Here is a 16,920-nt window from a genome sequence, read left to right as displayed (position 1 = left end):
TTGCGCCATGCAAGACTGGCAACGTTCGGTGATCTACCAGATCTACCCGAAGAGCTTTCACAGCCATGCCGGCAACGCCACTGGCGATCTGCTCGGCATCGTCGCCAAGCTCGATTATCTGCAATGGCTGGGGGTCGATTACCTGTGGATCACGCCGTTCCTGCGCTCGCCGCAGCGCGATAACGGCTACGACATCAGCGACTACTACGCGGTCGATCCGAGTTACGGCAGCATGGCCGACTGTGAACTGCTGATCGCCGAAGCGGGCAAACGCGGGATCAAGCTGATGCTCGACATCGTGGTCAACCACACCTCGATCGAGCACGTCTGGTTCCAGCAGGCCCGCAGCAGCCTCGACAATCCTTACCGTGATTTCTATATCTGGCGCGACCAGCCGAACAACTGGGAATCCAAGTTCGGCGGTTCGGCCTGGGAATACGAAGCGCAGACCGGCCAGTATTACCTGCACCTGTTCGACCACACTCAGGCCGACCTCAATTGGGACAACCCCAAGGTCCGCGACGAAGTGTTCAAGATGATGCGCTTCTGGCGCGACAAGGGCGTCGGTGGTTTTCGTCTGGACGTGATCAATCTGATCTCGAAACCGGCGGACTTCCCCGAGGACGACAGCGATGGTCGGCGCTTCTACACCGACGGGCCGAACGTACACACCTACTTGCAGGAAATGCACCGCGATGTCTTCGAAGGGCATGAGCTGATCAACGTCGGCGAGATGTCCTCGACCCGCCTCGAACACTGCATCCGTTACTCCAACCCGCAGTCGAAAGAATTGTCGATGACCTTCAACTTTCATCACCTGAAGGTCGATTACCCGAATTTGCAGAAGTGGGTCCGCGCCGATTTCGACTTCCTCCAGCTCAAGCAGATTCTCTCCGACTGGCAGACCGGCATGCAGGCGGGCGGCGGCTGGAATGCGCTGTTCTGGTGTAACCACGATCAGCCACGCGTGGTCTCGCGGTTCGGCAATGACGGCGAATACCGCGAGCTGTCGGCGAAGATGCTCGGCACTGCGCTGCACTTTCTGCAGGGCACGCCCTTCGTTTATCAGGGCGAAGAATTGGGAATGACCAATCCGGGGTTCGAGAGCATCGAGCAATACCGTGACGTCGAAACCCTGAATATCTTTCGCCTCAAGCGTGAATCCGGCACCAGCGACCTCGACAACATGGCGGCGATCATGCAGAAGTCCCGCGACAACGGGCGCACGCCGATGCACTGGCACGCCGGGCACAACGCCGGCTTCACGCGCAGCGAACCATGGATTGGTGTGCCGGCGAATGCCGCACAGATCAATGTCGCGCATCAACTGCACGACCCGGAATCGGTGCTGCATCACTATCGGCGCCTGATCGCTTTACGCCGCACTGAAGCGTTGATCTCCGATGGCATCTATCGCCAGTTGTTGCCGGAGCATCCACAGGTCTGGGCGTACCTGCGCGAGGGGACGGGCGAACGCTTGTTAGTGGTGAACAACTTCTATGGCACTGCCTGTGAGGTCGAGCTACCGGCGCTGCTCGACGAAGCCCAGGAGCAGCGCCTGTTGATCAGCAACTACCCGGACTGCCCGCAACGCTCGCGTTTGCTGCAGTTGCGACCTTACGAATCCTTCGTGCTGCACCTGACCGACCCCTGATTTTTAACTGAATAACAACCTTTGAAAAAACACGCAGAACGCTGCGCGGGGGATTTGTGCGCGCTGAATTCCTGCAACCACACAATAAAAACAACGGGTGGCATATATGAGAGCAACCATAAATTACAGTCTGGCAATCGCGGGGATTTGTCTGGCAATGCCTACGTCATCACATGCGCTGGAGTTCGGCGGCTATCTGCGTAGCGGGGTCGGTACATCGGTCAACAGCAGCAGCCAGTCGTGTTTCCAGTTGCCCGGCGCGCAGACCAAATATCGCCTCGGTAACGAGTGCGAGCAGTACGGTGAGCTCGAGCTGCGCCAGGATCTGTACACCCTCGACGACGGCTCGGTGCTGAGCGTCGACGGCATGGCCTCGCTGTATAACCGCTATGACCGCAGCCTGACGTTCAAGGAAGACAACGGCTCGATTCGTTTGCCGCAGGCGTATGCGCAATGGTCGGCGATGCCCGCGCTCAACGGCGGCTCGCTGTGGGCAGGGCGGCGTTACTACAAACGTAACGACATCCATATTTCCGATTTCTATTACTGGAACCAGAGCGCCACCGGGGCAGGCATTGAAGACGTGTTGCTCGGCGGCCTGAAATACAGCTACGCCTTTTCGCGCAAGGACAACCTTTACCAAAAGGATTACATCAACCGCCACGACTTCAACGTCGGCGGTTTCAACAGTAACCCGGGCGGTGAACTGGAGTTCGGCCTGAGTTACATCGACAAGCCCGACAGCCGCGATGCCCACCGTGGCTGGGCGATCACCACCCAGCATGTGCAGCAGGACTTTTTCGGTGGCAAGAACAAACTGGCGCTGCAATACGGCGAAGGGCCGGGCACCGGATTGGGCTATACCGGTAACGTCAGGCTTGATGACCGCAACAAGAGCTATCGCATCGTCGAGTTCTTCGACTGGCAACTGACGCCACGTTTTGGCGGACAATTCCAGGCGGTGTATCAGAAAGATATTCGTCAGGGCGGCGCCGACCAGAACTGGCTGTCCCTCGGTGTGCGCCCGGCCTATGCACTGAGCGAGCAGTTCAAACTGGTGACCGAACTGGGGCACGATCAGGTCGAGGCGGCGGACGGCACGCGCAAGCTGAGCAAGTTCACCTTCGCGCCGACCTGGTCACCGAAAGGCCCGGAATTCTGGGCGCGGCCCGAAGTACGTCTGTATTACACCTATGCCAGCTGGAACCAGGCAGCCAAGCGTGCCGCCAACCTGTTGGCCAAAGGTTCGGCGCTGTCCGACACGGGCGCCTTCGGCAACGCACGGCACGGCGCCAATGTCGGCTTGCAGGTTGAATACTGGTGGAAATAAGCAAAGCGGCTGCGACCGCTCATTCAATGAATACAAGCTCAGGTGATGTCATGGCCACACCCCAACAATTGCAGCTGCTGGCTCCTTTATCCGGCGTGCTGATGGCGCTGGACCAGGTGCCCGACCCGGTGTTTTCCGGGCGGATCATCGGCGACGGTTTGTGCATCGACCCGACTTCGTCAACGCTCTGCGCACCGATGGCCGGCGTGGTCAGCGATGTGCAGACCAGCGGGCACGCGCTCACCATCACCAGTGACGCGGGTGTGCAGGTGTTGATGCATATCGGCCTGGACACGGTGAATCTCGCCGGCGAAGGATTCACCCGCCGCGTTGAAGCGGGGCAGCGGGTCGAAGCGGGGCAGGCGCTGATCGACTTCGATGCTGACTACATTGCCCTGCACGCGCGCAGTTTGTTGACCTTGATGCTGGTGGTGAGCGGCGAGCCGTTCGATTCACTCGTTGGCTCAACCGGGTTGGTCGAGGTGGGCCAGCCAGTGCTGGACGTCGTGGTCGGCGCAGCCGTCGGCGAACATCCAGCGCCGATGCCGGGAGACGCGGTGTTCTCGCAGCCGATCAACCTGCCCAATCCCAATGGCCTGCACGCGCGGCCGGCGGCAGTATTTGCCCAAGCGGCCAAAGCATTTTCAGCGACCATTCATCTGCACAAGTTGCAAGCGCAAGCCAACGGCAAATCCCTGGTGGCAATCATGGCGTTGCAGACGGCCCATGGCGACAGCGTGCAGGTCAGCGCCGAAGGTGAAGATGCCGTAGCCGCCGTCGATGCGCTGACACGCTTGCTGAGCGAAGGCTGCGGCGAAGCGGTCACAGCGCCCGCGCCGGTCGAAGTCGATGCAGCAGAAGTGCCGAACATCCTGCGCGGTGTCTGCGCCTCGCCCGGTTCGGCGTTGGGACAAGTCATGCAGATCGTCGAAGCGTCGCTCACGGTCAACGAGTTCGGCGCCGAGCCGCCAAGCGAACGGGAGGCGTTGAGCCAGGCCCTGATCGAAGCCGACATGGCCCTGCAACATCTGCGCGACACCGCCAGCGGCCAGGCGCAGGCGGAGATTTTCAAGGCGCATCAGGAACTGCTGGCCGACCCGAGCCTGCTGGATCAGGCCAGGGCGCTGATTGACGCGGGCAAAAGCGCGGCGTTTGCCTGGAAGACCAGCACCGATGCAACGGCGGCGATGTTTCGCTCGCTGGGCAATGCCTTGTTGGCCGAACGCGCGGCGGATCTGGATGATGTCGGCCAGCGCGTGCTGAAGCTGATCCTCGGTGTTCACGAGCAGACGCTGGAGTTGCCCGATGACACCATTCTGATCGCCGATCAACTGACTCCTTCACAAACTGCCGGGCTCGATACGCGCAAAGTGCTTGGGTTTGCCACCGTTGGCGGCGGCGCCACCAGCCATGTCGCGATCCTCGCGCGGGCCTGTGGCTTGCCGGCGATCTGTGGCATGCCATTGCAAATGCTCGGGCTCGGCAACGGCACGCGGGTGCTGCTCGATGCCGACAAAGGCGAATTGCAGTTGCACCCGGACGCCGAGTCCATCGATCAATTGCGCACGCGGCATGAGCGCCAGCGCCAGCGTCATCAGCAGGAACTGGCCCAGGCCAGCGAGGCGGCTTGTACCCGTGACGGTCAGCACATCGAAGTCACCGCCAACGTTGCCTCGCAGGGCGAAACCGCCCAGGCCATGGAGCTGGGCGCAAGTGGCGTTGGCCTGCTGCGTTCGGAATTTCTCTACCTGGGTCGCCAGCAAGCGCCGAGCCACGATGAACAAGTGGCCACCTACAGCGCCATCGCGCGCACCATCGGGCCGGCACACAATCTGGTGGTGCGCACCCTCGATGTCGGTGGCGACAAACCGCTGGCTTATGTGCCGATGGACAGCGAAACCAATCCTTTCCTCGGCTTGCGCGGCATTCGTCTGTGCCTTGAGCGACCGCAACTGTTGCGTGAGCAGTTCCGCGCGATCTTCGCCTGCTGTGAGCTGACGCGTTTGCACATCATGTTGCCGATGGTCACGAATTTGGCCGAACTGCGTCTGGCGCGGCAGATTCTTGAGCAAGAAGCGCGGGCGCTGGGCCTGGCGCATCTGCCAAAGCTGGGAATCATGATCGAAGTGCCCGCCGCTGCGCTGATGGCCGATGTGCTGGCGCCGCACGTGGATTTCTTTTCCATCGGCACCAACGATCTCACCCAATACACCCTGGCCATGGATCGCGATCATCCGCGTCTGGCCAGCCAGGCGGACAGCTTTCACCCTTCGGTGCTGCGCCTGATCGCGATGACGGTTAAGGCGGCCCATGCCCACGGCAAATGGGTCGGCGTCTGCGGTGCGATGGCGTCTGAACGCCTTGCCGTGCCGCTGCTGCTGGGGCTGGGTGTGGATGAGCTGTCGGTGAGCGTGCCGTTGATTCCGGCGATCAAGTCGGCGGTGCGCGAAGTGAACCTGGCCGACTGTCGAATCATCGCCGAACAGGTATCGAACCTGGAAAGCTCCGCCGACGTGCGCGCAGCCTTGCAGCAGTTTCATGGGGCGAAAGTCGATGCCTCGCCGGTTATGGAGAATTGAACATGTTCGACAAATTGCAGCAGGCATTCTGGAAAGCACTGACGCCGGATCTGGTACCGGATGAGGCAAACATTACCGCCGATGCGGTTGCCGGCTTGAACGCCGAGATCGTCGCCGCGCTGGGCGGTGTGGATAACCTCAAGTCGCAGCAACCGCTGGCGCTGACCCGGGTGCGCGTGACGCTGCACGACGCGGCCTGTGTCGACCGTCAGGCCTTGAGTATGGCCGGTGTGTCGGGCGTCATGTGCCTTGAGGGCGGCGTGCTGCACCTGATTACCGGGCTGCGCGCATAAGGCCGACAAGACGTGCGGCCGCAGGTCGCCCTTACTGTTTCTCAACTGCGGGTGTATCGTATTCGCCTTTTTGCGGATCCCTCGGGGTCCGTCGCTGATACGTGAGGTAGTTGAGTTCATGTCCTTTACCCGTCGCCAAATCCTCGGTGGCCTGGCCGGTCTTGTTGTCGTTGGCGTGGGCGCGGGAGGCGCGTCGCGTTACTGGCTGGGCAAGATGGCCGACGCCGAGGCCGGCCACGACTATGAACTGATCGCCGCGCCGCTCGACGTCGAGCTGGTGCCGGGGCACAAGACCGAAGCCTGGGCGTTCGGCCCGTCGGCGCCGGGCACCGAGTTGCGTGTACGCCAGGGTGAATGGCTGCGGGTGCGTTTCATCAATCACCTGCCGGTGGCGACCACCATCCACTGGCACGGCATCCGCCTGCCGCTGGAAATGGACGGCGTGCCTTATGTGTCGCAACTGCCGGTATTGCCGGGCGAATACTTCGACTACAAATTCCGCGTGCCGGACGCCGGCAGCTATTGGTATCACCCGCATGTCAGCAGCAGCGAGGAACTGGGGCGCGGGCTGGTCGGGCCGCTGATCATCGAAGAACGCGAGCCGACCGGCTTCAAGTACGAGAAAACGTTGAGCCTGAAGAACTGGCATGTCGACGAGCAAGGCCAGTTCGTCGAATTCAGCATCCCCCGCGAAGCGGCCCGTGGCGGTACCGCCGGGCGCCTGTCGACGATCAATGGTGTGCCGCTGCCGGTGATTGATCTGCCGGCCGGGCAGATCACCCGGGTGCGTTTGCTCAATCTCGATAACACCCTGACCTATCGCATCAATATTCCTGGGGTCGAAGCGAAGATCTACGCGCTGGATGGCAACCCGGTCGAGCCACGACCATTGGGCAAGGAATACTGGCTCGGCCCCGGCATGCGCATTTGCCTGGCGATCAAGGCGCCGGCGGCCGGTGAAGAGTTGTCGCTGCGTAACGGCCCGGTGCGTCTGGGCACGCTGCGTTCAGTCGCCAACACCGATGCGCCGACGGATTGGCCGAAAGCCCTGCCGGCCAACCCGGTGGCCGAGCCGGATCTGGCCAATGCGGAGAAACTCAACTTCAATTTCGAATGGGTCGGCTCGGTCTCGGTGAACACCGAAAACGGCAAACCGCCGAGCCTGTGGCAGATCAACGGCAAGGCCTGGGACATCACCGACAAGACCTGTGCTGACCGACCGATTGCCAGCCTGAAACTGGGTCAGAGCTATATTTTCGAATTGAAGAACATGACCCAGTACCAGCACCCGATCCACCTGCACGGCATGAGCTTCAAGGTGATCGCGTCGAACCGGCACAAAGTCATTCCGTATTTCACCGACACCTATCTGCTGGGCAAGAACGAGCGTGCGCAAGTGGCGCTGGTGGCGGATAACCCGGGGGTGTGGATGTTCCACTGCCATGTCATCGACCACATGGAAACCGGCCTGATGGCCGCGATCGAGGTGAAGTGATGCGCCAGATCCGCCCGGCGGCGATCATCGACCGCAGCCGCGACCGCGACTTCATGCGCGAAGCCCTGACCCTCGCCGCACAGGGCGCCGCCCTCGGTGAGGTGCCGGTGGGTGCGGTGCTGGTGCAGGATGGCGCGATCATCGGTCGCGGCTTCAATTGCCCGATCAGCACCAGCGACCCGAGTGCCCACGCCGAAATGGTCGCGATCCGCGCCGCCGCGCAGGCAGTGGATAACTATCGCCTGCCGGGCAGCACGCTGTATGTGACGCTGGAACCGTGCAGCATGTGCGCCGGGCTGATCGTGCATTCGCGTGTGGCGCGGGTGGTGTACGGCGCGCTGGAACCCAAGGCCGGGATTGTGCAGAGTCAGGGACAGTTTTTTACCCAGGGCTTTTTGAATCACCGGGTGTTGTATGAGGGCGGGGTGCTGGCTGAAGAATGTGGTGCGGTGCTGACCGAGTTTTTCCGCGCCAGACGCACCAAAAGCCCCTCACCCTAACCCTCTCCCAGAGGGAGAGGGGACCGACCGAGTTGGATGGACCAAATCCGCCGACCTGAAATACCGAGTCGGACGCAAGTTTTGAAAAGCTCAATAATCAGCTCCCTCTCCCTGGGGAGAGGGCTGGGGTGAGGGGGTAGGCCCACCGCGGTCATGGGAAAATACGCTTACTTCCTGGCGACGATAACCGCCCGCATCGGCGCCGGCAGCCCTTCAATGGTTTTGCTGTGATCCTCAGGATCCAGAAAATCACTCAGCGACTGATACTTCATCCACTCCGTCCCGCGTTGTTCTTCCACCGTCGTGGTACTGACATCCACACAACGAATATCGCTGAATCCGGCTCTGCGCAGCCACAATTCCAGCGCCGGCACCGACGGCAAAAACCACACGTTGCGCATCTGCGCGTAGCGATCTTCCGGCACCAGCACTTGGTGCTTGTCGCCTTCGACCACCAGGGTTTCCAGCACCAGTTCCCCACCCTTGACCAGGCAATCCTTCAGCGCCAGCAAATGCTCGATCGGCGAGCGACGGTGATAGAAGACGCCCATGGAAAAAACCGTGTCAAAGCCTTCCAGATTCGGCGGCAGGTCTTCAAACGGAAACGGCAGGTGCCAGGCATTCGGCTCGGACAAGTAACGCTGCACCGCCTGGAACTGGCAGAAGAACAGCCAGTTCGGGTCGACCCCGATCACGCTGTCGGCACCGGCGCCTAGCATGCGCCACATGTAGTAGCCGTTGCCGCAGCCGACATCGAGGATGCGTTTGCCCTTCAGGTCGAGGTGCGGGGAGACGCGCGACCACTTCCAGTCCGAGCGCCATTCGGTGTCGACATGCACACCGAACAGATCGAACGGCCCTTTGCGCCACGGCGACAGCCCCATCAGCGCGGTGCGCATCTGCGCGCGAGTTTCGTCGTCGCAATCGGTGTCGAGTTTCAGGCCGTTGAGCAGGTCGATTTCGCTTGGCTGGATCTTCGGCAAGGCGTCCAGCGCACTTTGCCAGCGTTCCAGATCGCCATGGCCTTTGTCCATTTTCTTGTCGAGTTGCGCTTGCAGGGTGTTGGCCCATTCGGCCAGCGGTGTACCGGCCAGACGGCGGGCGAGGGGGGACAGATCAATCATGGCAAGGCAATCAACGAGGCAAAGTTAAGACACTGGAACCACGGCACGACTTTCGAGAACCCGGCGGCCAGCAGGCGTTCGCGGTGTTCTTCGAGGCTGTCGGGCTTCATGACGTTTTCGATGGCGCTGCGCTTCTGGGCGATTTCCAGTTCGCTGTAGCCGTTGGCGCGTTTGAACGCTACGTGCAGGTCGGTGAGCAGGGCGTGTTCTTCGGCATCGTTGAAGCGCAGCTTCTCCGAGAGAATCAGCGCGCCGCCGGGCAACAACGATTGGCGAATGCGCGAGAGCAACGCGGTGCGCTGGTCCGGGGCGATGAATTGCAGGGTGAAGTTCAGCGCCACCACCGAGGCTGGTTGAAACTCCAGCGCGAGGATATCGCCTTCGATCACCTCGACCGGCAGCAATTCCTGAAACATCGAATCCTGACCGTTGAGGTATTCCCGGCAACGCTCGACCATCGCCGCCGAGTTATCCACAGCAATAACCCGGCAGCCGTCGGTGCGCACATGACGGCGCAGGGCTTGCGTGACTGCGCCGAGCGACGAACCGAGGTCGTAGAGCACGCTGTTCGGCTGGGCGAACTGCGCCGCGAGCACGCCGAGGTTTTCGACGATGGTCGGGTAACCCGGCACCGAGCGCTTGATCATGTCCGGGAACACCCGCACCACGTCTTCATTGAAGGCGAAGTCAGGCACCTGGGCCAAAGGCTGGGCGAATAGGCGATCGGGTTCTTTGCTCACGGCGGCGTCCGGCGGTGTCGGTGGAAAAGGCCGGCATTTTAGCCAAAGTGGCGCGGGGATGCTTGGGTTGTCTGATAAAGCACCGAGAGGGGTGTAATTTCTCGCCGTCAGGGATATGGCTTTCGCGAGCAGGCTCGCTCCCACAGGGGATCGCGGTGTCCTGTGGGAGCGAGGCTGCTCGCGAAGAGGCCAGCGCGGTTTCCCACCGTCAGTTCACCGAAATGGCGCAGTCAAAGGTTTCCACTGGCAGCACTTCCGGAGCCCACGGTTGTTGCGAGGTCAGGCGCAAGCGCCCGGTGCCGGCCGCGAAGGCCTGGAAGCGCCAGGTCGAAACCCCCGCTGCGCCCACCACGCCGGCATCTTCCGGATTGCTGTAAACCTCCGGGCTGAGCGCGCGCAACACGCCGCCAGCCGAATCCTGAATCGCCCAGCGGTAGCCGGTGGTCGGGTTGCTTGGCAGGCTGATGATCAGGTTTTGCCCGACGTTGAGCCGCACGGGGCATTCGCTTTGTTTTTCCACAGTCACGTTGTGTTTCGGTTGCGTGGCGCAGGCCGCCAGCAAGGAAAGGGCGAGGGGGAGAAACAGGCGAGTGGGGGACATAAGGTCAGCAGCTCCGGCAGTTACGACGAGCGGCGAGCATAACTGAAGATGAGACAAAGTGTGACAGTCAGGGAGAGTGGTGTTGCAAGAGCTGACGCCTTCGCGAGCAGGCTCGCTCCCACAGTGATCAGCAGTGTCGACAGATTTTGTGTTCACTGCATCACCGTGTGGGAGCGAGCCTGCTTGCGAAGGAGGTATAGCAATGATCATCAGAAGAGAACCCTCGCCACGTCCGCAAGCTTCTCAACGAAACGCACGGTATCGCCTGTCTCTGCTGATGAAGATATGGGTTGCCTCAGTCAATCCTTGGCCAGGTAAATATCGAAATCTGCGTTGATGTTCAAAATCAACCCGTTGGGTGTATTGGCTTTTACCAACAAGGTCTTCGCGTGGTAGCGACGTTCATCGGTAACTTCCAGTTCAAGCGTTGCTTCAAGTATGTCCAGGCTCCAATTTATATATCCATCGCCCACGTAGCGCATTTCGCTATATTGCAACAGCGTAAATGGGCTCCCCACACTTGGAAAGTGATAGGTTCCAGAAGTGATTTCTTTCTTCAAGTGAACTGAAAATGAGCGCGCATCACTGGTTATATAAGTGTCCGGGTAAACTGTTCCGCTTTGGGTGTTGAAGTTAATGTCTTCCAGAAAAAATGCATCAGTGTAGTTTAGGCCCGAAGAGTGAAATGGAGCTCGTGCAAATGACGTTTCGCCCGGTTCCGCAGAAACAGGAAACGTCGCGTTGAATTCTCCGGTCAGGTTTTGCAATCTCGTGCTTGCTGGAGTTCTTTTAGACTGCATGCTGCTTGAAACTGTCGGACTGCTGTTGAAGGTCACTAGAACGTCAAAGCGCGACGTGATTTCAAGGATTTCTCCGTTGATCAGCACTTCGAATCGGAGCTCACCAGAGTAACGGCGCCCGTCTTCAGTAATGCTCAACTCAAGTTCAGCCTTGGTCGCCTTGTGAACCACGAAGTTGAAATTGGTGTCGGAGTTTTGAAATTCTCCATAGGTTACCTGGACCACTGAAGCGTCCCGCGGAAATACGTAGGTGCCCGATGCGATCTCTGATTTAAGCGTAATGCCTATGCTTCGATGGTCGCTGGTTGTCGTGGGTAATGGCTGCGTGCCCGAGTTGCTATCAAAGTTCAGATACTCAAGGGATCTGGCCATTCGGTTGTGCACTGTCTGCGAGTGATAGGGATAGCGTGCTTCGCCTGGATCGCCGGGTCTGGTGAATGAAGCTTCGAAGTGTCCGCAAAGGTTATGCATGTAGCGGGTATGAGGCGCGTTGTGATTGTTCATCAGGTACTCACGAGTAGACGACAAATAGAACAATCAGTGTGGGTAGTGCGCATGAAAAAAAGTACTGTCAGAGTTGACAGTACTTTAGATTCCTATGCTTGGATCTGACTGGTTTTAACAGCAGATTCATATAAGCGCTACGGTACGGCCCGCAGCACTTACACTCGCGTTAGAACAAGACTTTCGCCACATCCGCAAACCGCTTGGCAAAGTGCACGGTAATTCCTTCCTTCAGGTAATCCGGCAGTTCCTCAAAGTTACCCCGGTTCGGCTCCGGCAGAATCAGTTCGAAAATCTTCTGCCGCCGCGCCGCGATCACCTTCTCGCGCACGCCGCCGATCGGCAGTACATGCCCGGTCAGCGTCAGTTCACCGGTCATCGCCACGCCTTTTTTCGGTGGCTGATTACGCGCGAGGGAGAGCAGGGCGCTGGCCATGGTTACGCCGGCGCTCGGGCCGTCCTTCGGCGTTGCGCCTTCGGGCACGTGCAGGTGGACGAAGGCTTCGTCGAAGAACTTCGCATCACCGCCAAACTGTTTGAGGTGCGAGCTGACGTAGCTGTAGGCGATCTCTGCCGATTCCTTCATCACATCGCCGAGTTGCCCAGTGAGCTTGAAGCCGCGGTTGAGTGTATGAATTCGCGTGGCCTCGATCGGCAAGGTCGCGCCGCCCATGCTGGTCCAGGCCAGGCCGGTAATCACGCCGGTGCCGGACAGCACTTGCTCATTGCGGAATACAGGATGGCCCAGCGAGGCTTCGAGGTCTTTCGGGCCGAGTTTGATCACCGCTTTCGGATCGTCGATCAGCTTCATCACCGCTTTGCGCACCAGTTTGCCCATCTGCTTTTCCAGCTGCCGCACGCCGGCTTCACGGGCATAGCCGTCGATCAAGGCTTTGAGCGCGGTGTCGCTGATGCTCAGGCTGCCTTTTGATACGCCGGCCTTTTCCAGCAGTTTCGGCCACAGGTGACGCTTGGCAATGGCAACTTTTTCTTCGGTGATGTAGCCGGACAGGCGAATCACTTCCATCCGGTCCAGCAACGGGCCGGGGATCGAGTCGAGGGTGTTGGCGGTGCAGACGAACAGCACCTTCGACAGATCCATGCGGAGGTCGAGGTAGTGGTCGAGGAATTCGACGTTCTGCTCAGGATCGAGGGTTTCCAGCAGCGCCGAGGCCGGGTCGCCCTGGTAGCTCTGGCCCATCTTGTCGATCTCGTCGAGCATGATCACCGGGTTCATCACTTCGACGTCTTTCAACGCCTGCACCAGTTTGCCCGGCTGCGCGCCAATGTAGGTGCGGCGGTGGCCCTTGATCTCGGCTTCATCGCGCATGCCGCCGACGCTGAAGCGGTAGAACGGCCGGCCGAGGGATTCGGCGATGGATTTGCCGACGCTGGTCTTACCCACGCCCGGTGGGCCGACCAGCAACACGATCGAGCCGCTGATCTCGCCTTTATAGGCACCAACGGCCAGGAATTCGAGGATGCGATCCTTGATGTCGTCCAGACCCGCATGGTGCTTGTCGAGGATTTTGCGCGCGTGCTTGAGGTCGAGTTTGTCCTCGCCGTACACGCCCCACGGCACCGATGTTGCCCAGTCCAGATAATTACGCGTGACGGCGTATTCCGGCGAGCCGGTTTCGAGGATCGACAGTTTGTGGGTTTCTTCCTCGAGGCGTTTCTGCACCTGCGCCGGCAGGGTTTTGCCTTCGAGGCGCTGCTGGAACTGTTCGAGGTCGGCGCTTCGGTCGTCCTTGGTCAGGCCGAGTTCCTGCTGGATGACCTTGAGCTGTTCCTTGAGGAAAAACTCACGCTGATGCTCGCCGATCTTGCGGTTAACTTCAGCGGAAATCTCTTTTTGCAGGCGCGCGACTTCGACTTCCTTGCGCAGCATCGGCAGGACTTTCTCCATGCGCTTGAGCATCGGCACGCAGTCGAGCACTTCTTGCAGCTCGGGACCGGTCGCCGAGGTCAGCGCGGCGGCGAAGTCGGTCAGCGGCGACGGGTCGTTGGGGCTGAAGCGGTTGAGGTAGTTCTTCAGTTCTTCGCTGTACAGCGGGTTGAGCGGCAACAGCTCCTTGATCGCATTGATCAGTGCCATGCCGTAAGCCTTGACCTCGTCGGTCGGCTCGGTGGGCTGGTGCGGGTATTCGACTTCGACGAGGTACGGCGGGCGATGGTGTTTGAGCCAGGTCTTGATGCGCACACGGCTCAGGCCCTGGGCGACGAATTGCAGTTTGCCGTTTTCGCGGCTGGCGTGGTGAACCTTGACCAGCGTGCCGTATTCGGGGAGGGCGCCGGTGTCGAAATGGCGCGGGTCTTCCTGGGGCGTGTCCATGAAGAACAGGGCCAGGGAGTGGTGTTCGGACTTGCTGACCAGTTCGAGGGTTTCGGCCCACGGCTCTTCATTGACGATGACCGGCAGGACCTGGGCCGGGAAGAACGGACGGTTGTGGATCGGGATGATGTAGACCTTGTCCGGCAGGTTTTGCCCGGGCAGCGCCAGGCCGGTGCCGGAGGAAGTGTGTTCGATGTGGTCGGTTTCGTAATCGTCGTGATTGTCCGGGCGATCTTGCTGGTCGGTCATGGGGCACCTGCGCAATGGGGTATGGGGTCTTAGATGGGGCAGGGGTGGGGTGGTTTCAATGGGGCGGGTGTGTTTCTGCGTGTGTGTTCAGGTTTGCAAAGTTTTTGACCTTGTTAACCTTGGCGGCCTTTGGGCGGTGGCGAGATCCTTCAGGTCGGCACGGGTGCCTATTGGAATCTAACAATGTCTTTGCATAAATAGCGAAAAACGCTAGTGTTGGTTAGCTTTAACTATTAAATGGTGTTGTGATGGATCCCTATCGTAATCCGTTCGCCCCCGGGGCTGGTTTTCCACCACCGGAGCTTGCTGGCCGAGACCCTGTTCTCGAAATGGCTCGGATTTCCTGCGGCCGAGCAGTGAGGGGCAAACCTGCACGGTCGCTGATGCTCCTTGGCCTTCGTGGAGTGGGCAAGACGGTACTCCTGAATGAGATCGGCAATATCGCCAGACAAGAGGGGATGCTCGTTTCCCAGCTCGAAGCTCCGGAGAAAAATACACTTTCCACCCTTCTTTTCCCTGAACTGCGACGCGTAATGCGTTCACTTTCGGGATTCGAAGGAGCAAAGCAAATTGCCAGCCGGGGTATGAGCGCCCTGCGCAATTTTGCCTCGATATTCCAAATCGATATCGGTGGCGTTGAGGTGGGCGTTGAGGGTGCTGAACCTGGGCTGGCTGATAGCGGCGATCTGCAACATGATCTTCCAGACCTGTTCGGTGTGATTGGCGAGGGCGCTAAAGCCGCTGGCAAGGGATGGGTGCTGCTCATCGACGAGGTTCAGTACCTCTCGGAAGGCGATCTGTCGGCACTTATCGTTGCGATGCATCGAATGGCCCAGCGCGGGTTGCCTGTGGTTTTGGTTGGGGCAGGACTACCACAGGTTGCCAAATTGGCTGGTGAGGCGAAGTCCTATGCAGAGCGACTTTTCCTCTACCCGCCTGTAGGCGCGCTGGACGAAGAAGCAGCAAAACTTGCTGTTCGAAAACCCGTCGAGGAGGAGGAGCAGACGATCGAAGACGCTGCCCTCCAAGCGATTGTCGCGCGAACGAAGGGCTATCCGTTTTTTCTGCAGGAATGGGGTTCAACTTCATGGGATGTTGCTGCCGGCCCCATGATCACGCTCGCTGATGTCGAACGCGCTTATCCAGAGACTATCGCCGGACTCGATGCCGGCTTCTTCAAGGTTCGGTATGACCGGCTTACCAAAGCCGAGATCCAGTTTGTAATGGCGATGGCCGCCCTTGGTGATGGGCCCTATCCTATGGCAGGTATCGCCAAGGTGATGGAGCGTGATCAATCATCGCTGGGCCCGGCCCGGGCCAATATCATTTCCAAAGGTATGATCTACAGCACCGACCATGGTTACCTTGATTTCACCGTTCCTCTTTTCGCGGAATACCTTCGCCGTCGCGGCGAATGAAAATCAGTGGTAGCGCCTTATGTAGTCAGCCGCCGAATTCTTTCCGAAAGTTCTGCCCCGCTTACCTGCCGGTACGCATGGATCAAGAGCATGGGCAGTACTCGATCTTGCGCTCATTGTGGAGCTGCCGAAGGCTGCGATCTTTTGATTTTGATTTTCTGTGGGAGCGAGCCTGCTCGCGAAGGCGGCCTGAATTTGACTAGGTTCCTGGAGTGAATGTAGGTTCTGACCAACGGTTGTATTGATGTCGTATATAGCCCGATCAGGATTTGGATTCGAGAAAGCTCATACCCGGGACGGTAATTTCACTATCGATTTTGATACGCAAGCTGATCATTACAAGATGTCTTTCCATGCGGTTGTTAATGATCCAGTTGCCGGCGACATAGACATTCTCGGGAGCTTTGACCTGCGTATGTAGTAGATATCCTGCAGCCTCGATGTATTGCAACCCGTGGCAGACGTCACTCCTCTATCAATACGCTCCGCTCGGAGTGTTCCTCGTACCTGAGGTGTATTGGCAACTGACGATCCTTGACTCGCTGTATCGATACAAGGCGGCCAGTCTGGATTTTTCGCAAACATCCATGACCTGCTCAAATTGCTCGGCAGTTGCCTCGACGCGCCACTGTAGTGTTTGGCCTGTCTGACAATTGGATGCGGCAGGCGTGATGTTCATGGATTTCAATTCATTGAGCGCTGCACTACAGTCTTTTGCCTTCTCTGCGTTATTGTCAGCCTGCGCAGGGATCCAGGCACTGAGTGCGAATATGGCAGCCAGCAAGGCGATGCGCAGTTTCGAATAAAGGCTCATACAGAAGGTCCCCACAACCAGCGTTGTCAGATCGGCCATGTCAGTCCCTGAACCACAAAGAATCCATTACAGGTGAGTTCCCGCGTGTCATTCGTGTGCTGTGCTTTGCCGGAAAATTTGTAATCTTTGAGGTCGTATCGGTACACGAAGTTACTGATTTGGGTTACCGCTATAATTGAAGAAGTTGTTGTTTCAAATTCATAGGGACGAGGATCGGTTCGGTCTATGACAATCGTTTCTGAATAGCGCAAAGGGGAAGGATCCAGCGGGTAGCGAAGCGAGATGAAGATGTTTCGAGCGCCCGACAAGCCGTCGTTGTGGCGGAAAGAAAAGTTGTATCCCCCTAACACGTTGAAGGAAATGGATGTGCTTGAAGTGCTGTAGCTGGTCAAGTCCAGATAATTACCGCTGATGGTGCCTTTGACATCAGTTTCAATAGAGCCGAACGCGAAGACGGCGTTGGTTACGTTTGGGTTTGCCATGA

General features: G+C 59.0%; 14 protein-coding genes. 7 read left to right on the top strand and 7 right to left on the bottom strand.

Features of this window, described 5'->3' with window-relative positions; translation table 11 throughout:
* The first annotated feature begins 7 nt into the window (after positions 1–7).
* The 6 genes from treC (at position 8) to tadA (ending at position 7,851) form a co-directional block, all read left to right on the top strand.
* Positions 8–1,654, top strand: a complete 1,647-nt coding sequence (treC, locus tag ACYSTU_RS03045) for an alpha,alpha-phosphotrehalase (protein WP_498995860.1) — start codon at positions 8–10, stop codon at positions 1,652–1,654.
* A gap of 106 nt (positions 1,655–1,760) precedes the next feature.
* On the top strand, positions 1,761–2,984 hold the full coding sequence (locus ACYSTU_RS03040; protein WP_122611855.1) for a maltoporin: 1,224 nt from the start codon (positions 1,761–1,763) through the stop codon (positions 2,982–2,984).
* 50 nt (positions 2,985–3,034) lie between these two features.
* Entirely contained in the window at positions 3,035–5,563 is a 2,529-nt protein-coding gene (gene ptsP / locus ACYSTU_RS03035; RefSeq protein WP_498995855.1) for a phosphoenolpyruvate--protein phosphotransferase, read from the top strand.
* 2 nt (positions 5,564–5,565) lie between these two features.
* Positions 5,566–5,856, top strand: coding sequence for a PTS sugar transporter subunit IIB (locus ACYSTU_RS03030; protein ID WP_024014197.1), 291 nt, complete (start codon positions 5,566–5,568; stop codon positions 5,854–5,856).
* Between the two features lie 118 nt (positions 5,857–5,974).
* Positions 5,975–7,351, top strand: coding sequence for a multicopper oxidase family protein (locus tag ACYSTU_RS03025; protein WP_016773352.1), 1,377 nt, complete (start codon positions 5,975–5,977; stop codon positions 7,349–7,351).
* Positions 7,351–7,851 (top strand): tRNA adenosine(34) deaminase TadA, encoded by a 501-nt coding sequence (gene tadA, locus ACYSTU_RS03020; RefSeq protein ID WP_016773353.1) that lies wholly within the window; start codon positions 7,351–7,353, stop codon positions 7,849–7,851. Before ACYSTU_RS03025 ends, tadA begins: the two co-directional genes overlap by 1 nt.
* 167 nt (positions 7,852–8,018) lie before the next feature.
* Here the strand turns inward: tadA and cmoB are convergent, their stop codons facing one another.
* The 5 genes from cmoB to lon all read right to left on the bottom strand — a co-directional run bounded on the left by cmoB (position 8,019) and on the right by lon (position 14,204).
* Positions 8,019–8,975 (bottom strand): tRNA 5-methoxyuridine(34)/uridine 5-oxyacetic acid(34) synthase CmoB, encoded by a 957-nt coding sequence (gene cmoB, locus ACYSTU_RS03015; protein WP_476312313.1) that lies wholly within the window; start codon positions 8,973–8,975, stop codon positions 8,019–8,021.
* The gene (cmoA, locus tag ACYSTU_RS03010; protein ID WP_016773355.1) at positions 8,972–9,715 is read right to left on the bottom strand and encodes a carboxy-S-adenosyl-L-methionine synthase CmoA; all 744 of its coding nucleotides are present in this window, start codon (positions 9,713–9,715) and stop codon (positions 8,972–8,974) included. Before cmoA ends, cmoB begins: the two co-directional genes overlap by 4 nt.
* A 208-nt stretch (positions 9,716–9,923) precedes the next feature.
* Positions 9,924–10,316: a protease inhibitor I42 family protein gene (locus ACYSTU_RS03005; protein ID WP_024014192.1), complete on the bottom strand. Its 393-nt coding sequence runs from the start codon at positions 10,314–10,316 to the stop codon at positions 9,924–9,926.
* Between the two features lie 299 nt (positions 10,317–10,615).
* Positions 10,616–11,620, bottom strand: a complete 1,005-nt coding sequence (locus ACYSTU_RS03000; protein WP_136492765.1) for a hypothetical protein — start codon at positions 11,618–11,620, stop codon at positions 10,616–10,618.
* A gap of 169 nt (positions 11,621–11,789) precedes the next feature.
* Positions 11,790–14,204 (bottom strand): endopeptidase La, encoded by a 2,415-nt coding sequence (gene lon, locus ACYSTU_RS02995; protein WP_024014191.1) that lies wholly within the window; start codon positions 14,202–14,204, stop codon positions 11,790–11,792.
* A 248-nt stretch (positions 14,205–14,452) separates the two neighbouring features.
* Here lon and ACYSTU_RS02990 point away from each other — a divergent pair, with 248 nt between their 5' ends.
* Positions 14,453–15,622 carry an ATP-binding protein gene (locus tag ACYSTU_RS02990; protein ID WP_136492766.1) on the top strand — a complete coding sequence of 390 codons (1,170 nt, stop codon included), beginning with the start codon at positions 14,453–14,455 and terminating at the stop codon, positions 15,620–15,622.
* Between the two features lie 475 nt (positions 15,623–16,097).
* Here the strand turns inward: ACYSTU_RS02990 and ACYSTU_RS02985 are convergent, their stop codons facing one another.
* Both ACYSTU_RS02985 and ACYSTU_RS02980 read right to left on the bottom strand, forming a co-directional pair.
* Positions 16,098–16,475, bottom strand: coding sequence for a hypothetical protein (locus ACYSTU_RS02985; RefSeq protein ID WP_136492767.1), 378 nt, complete (start codon positions 16,473–16,475; stop codon positions 16,098–16,100).
* Entirely contained in the window at positions 16,463–16,918 is a 456-nt protein-coding gene (locus ACYSTU_RS02980; RefSeq protein WP_122611862.1) for a hypothetical protein, read from the bottom strand. Before ACYSTU_RS02980 ends, ACYSTU_RS02985 begins: the two co-directional genes overlap by 13 nt.
* Between the last annotated feature and the right edge of the window lie 2 nt (positions 16,919–16,920).

This window comes from Pseudomonas glycinis, assembly GCF_054871425.1.
Note: the sequence above shows the minus strand (reverse complement) of the source record. Positions and strands in the feature narration are given on the sequence as shown.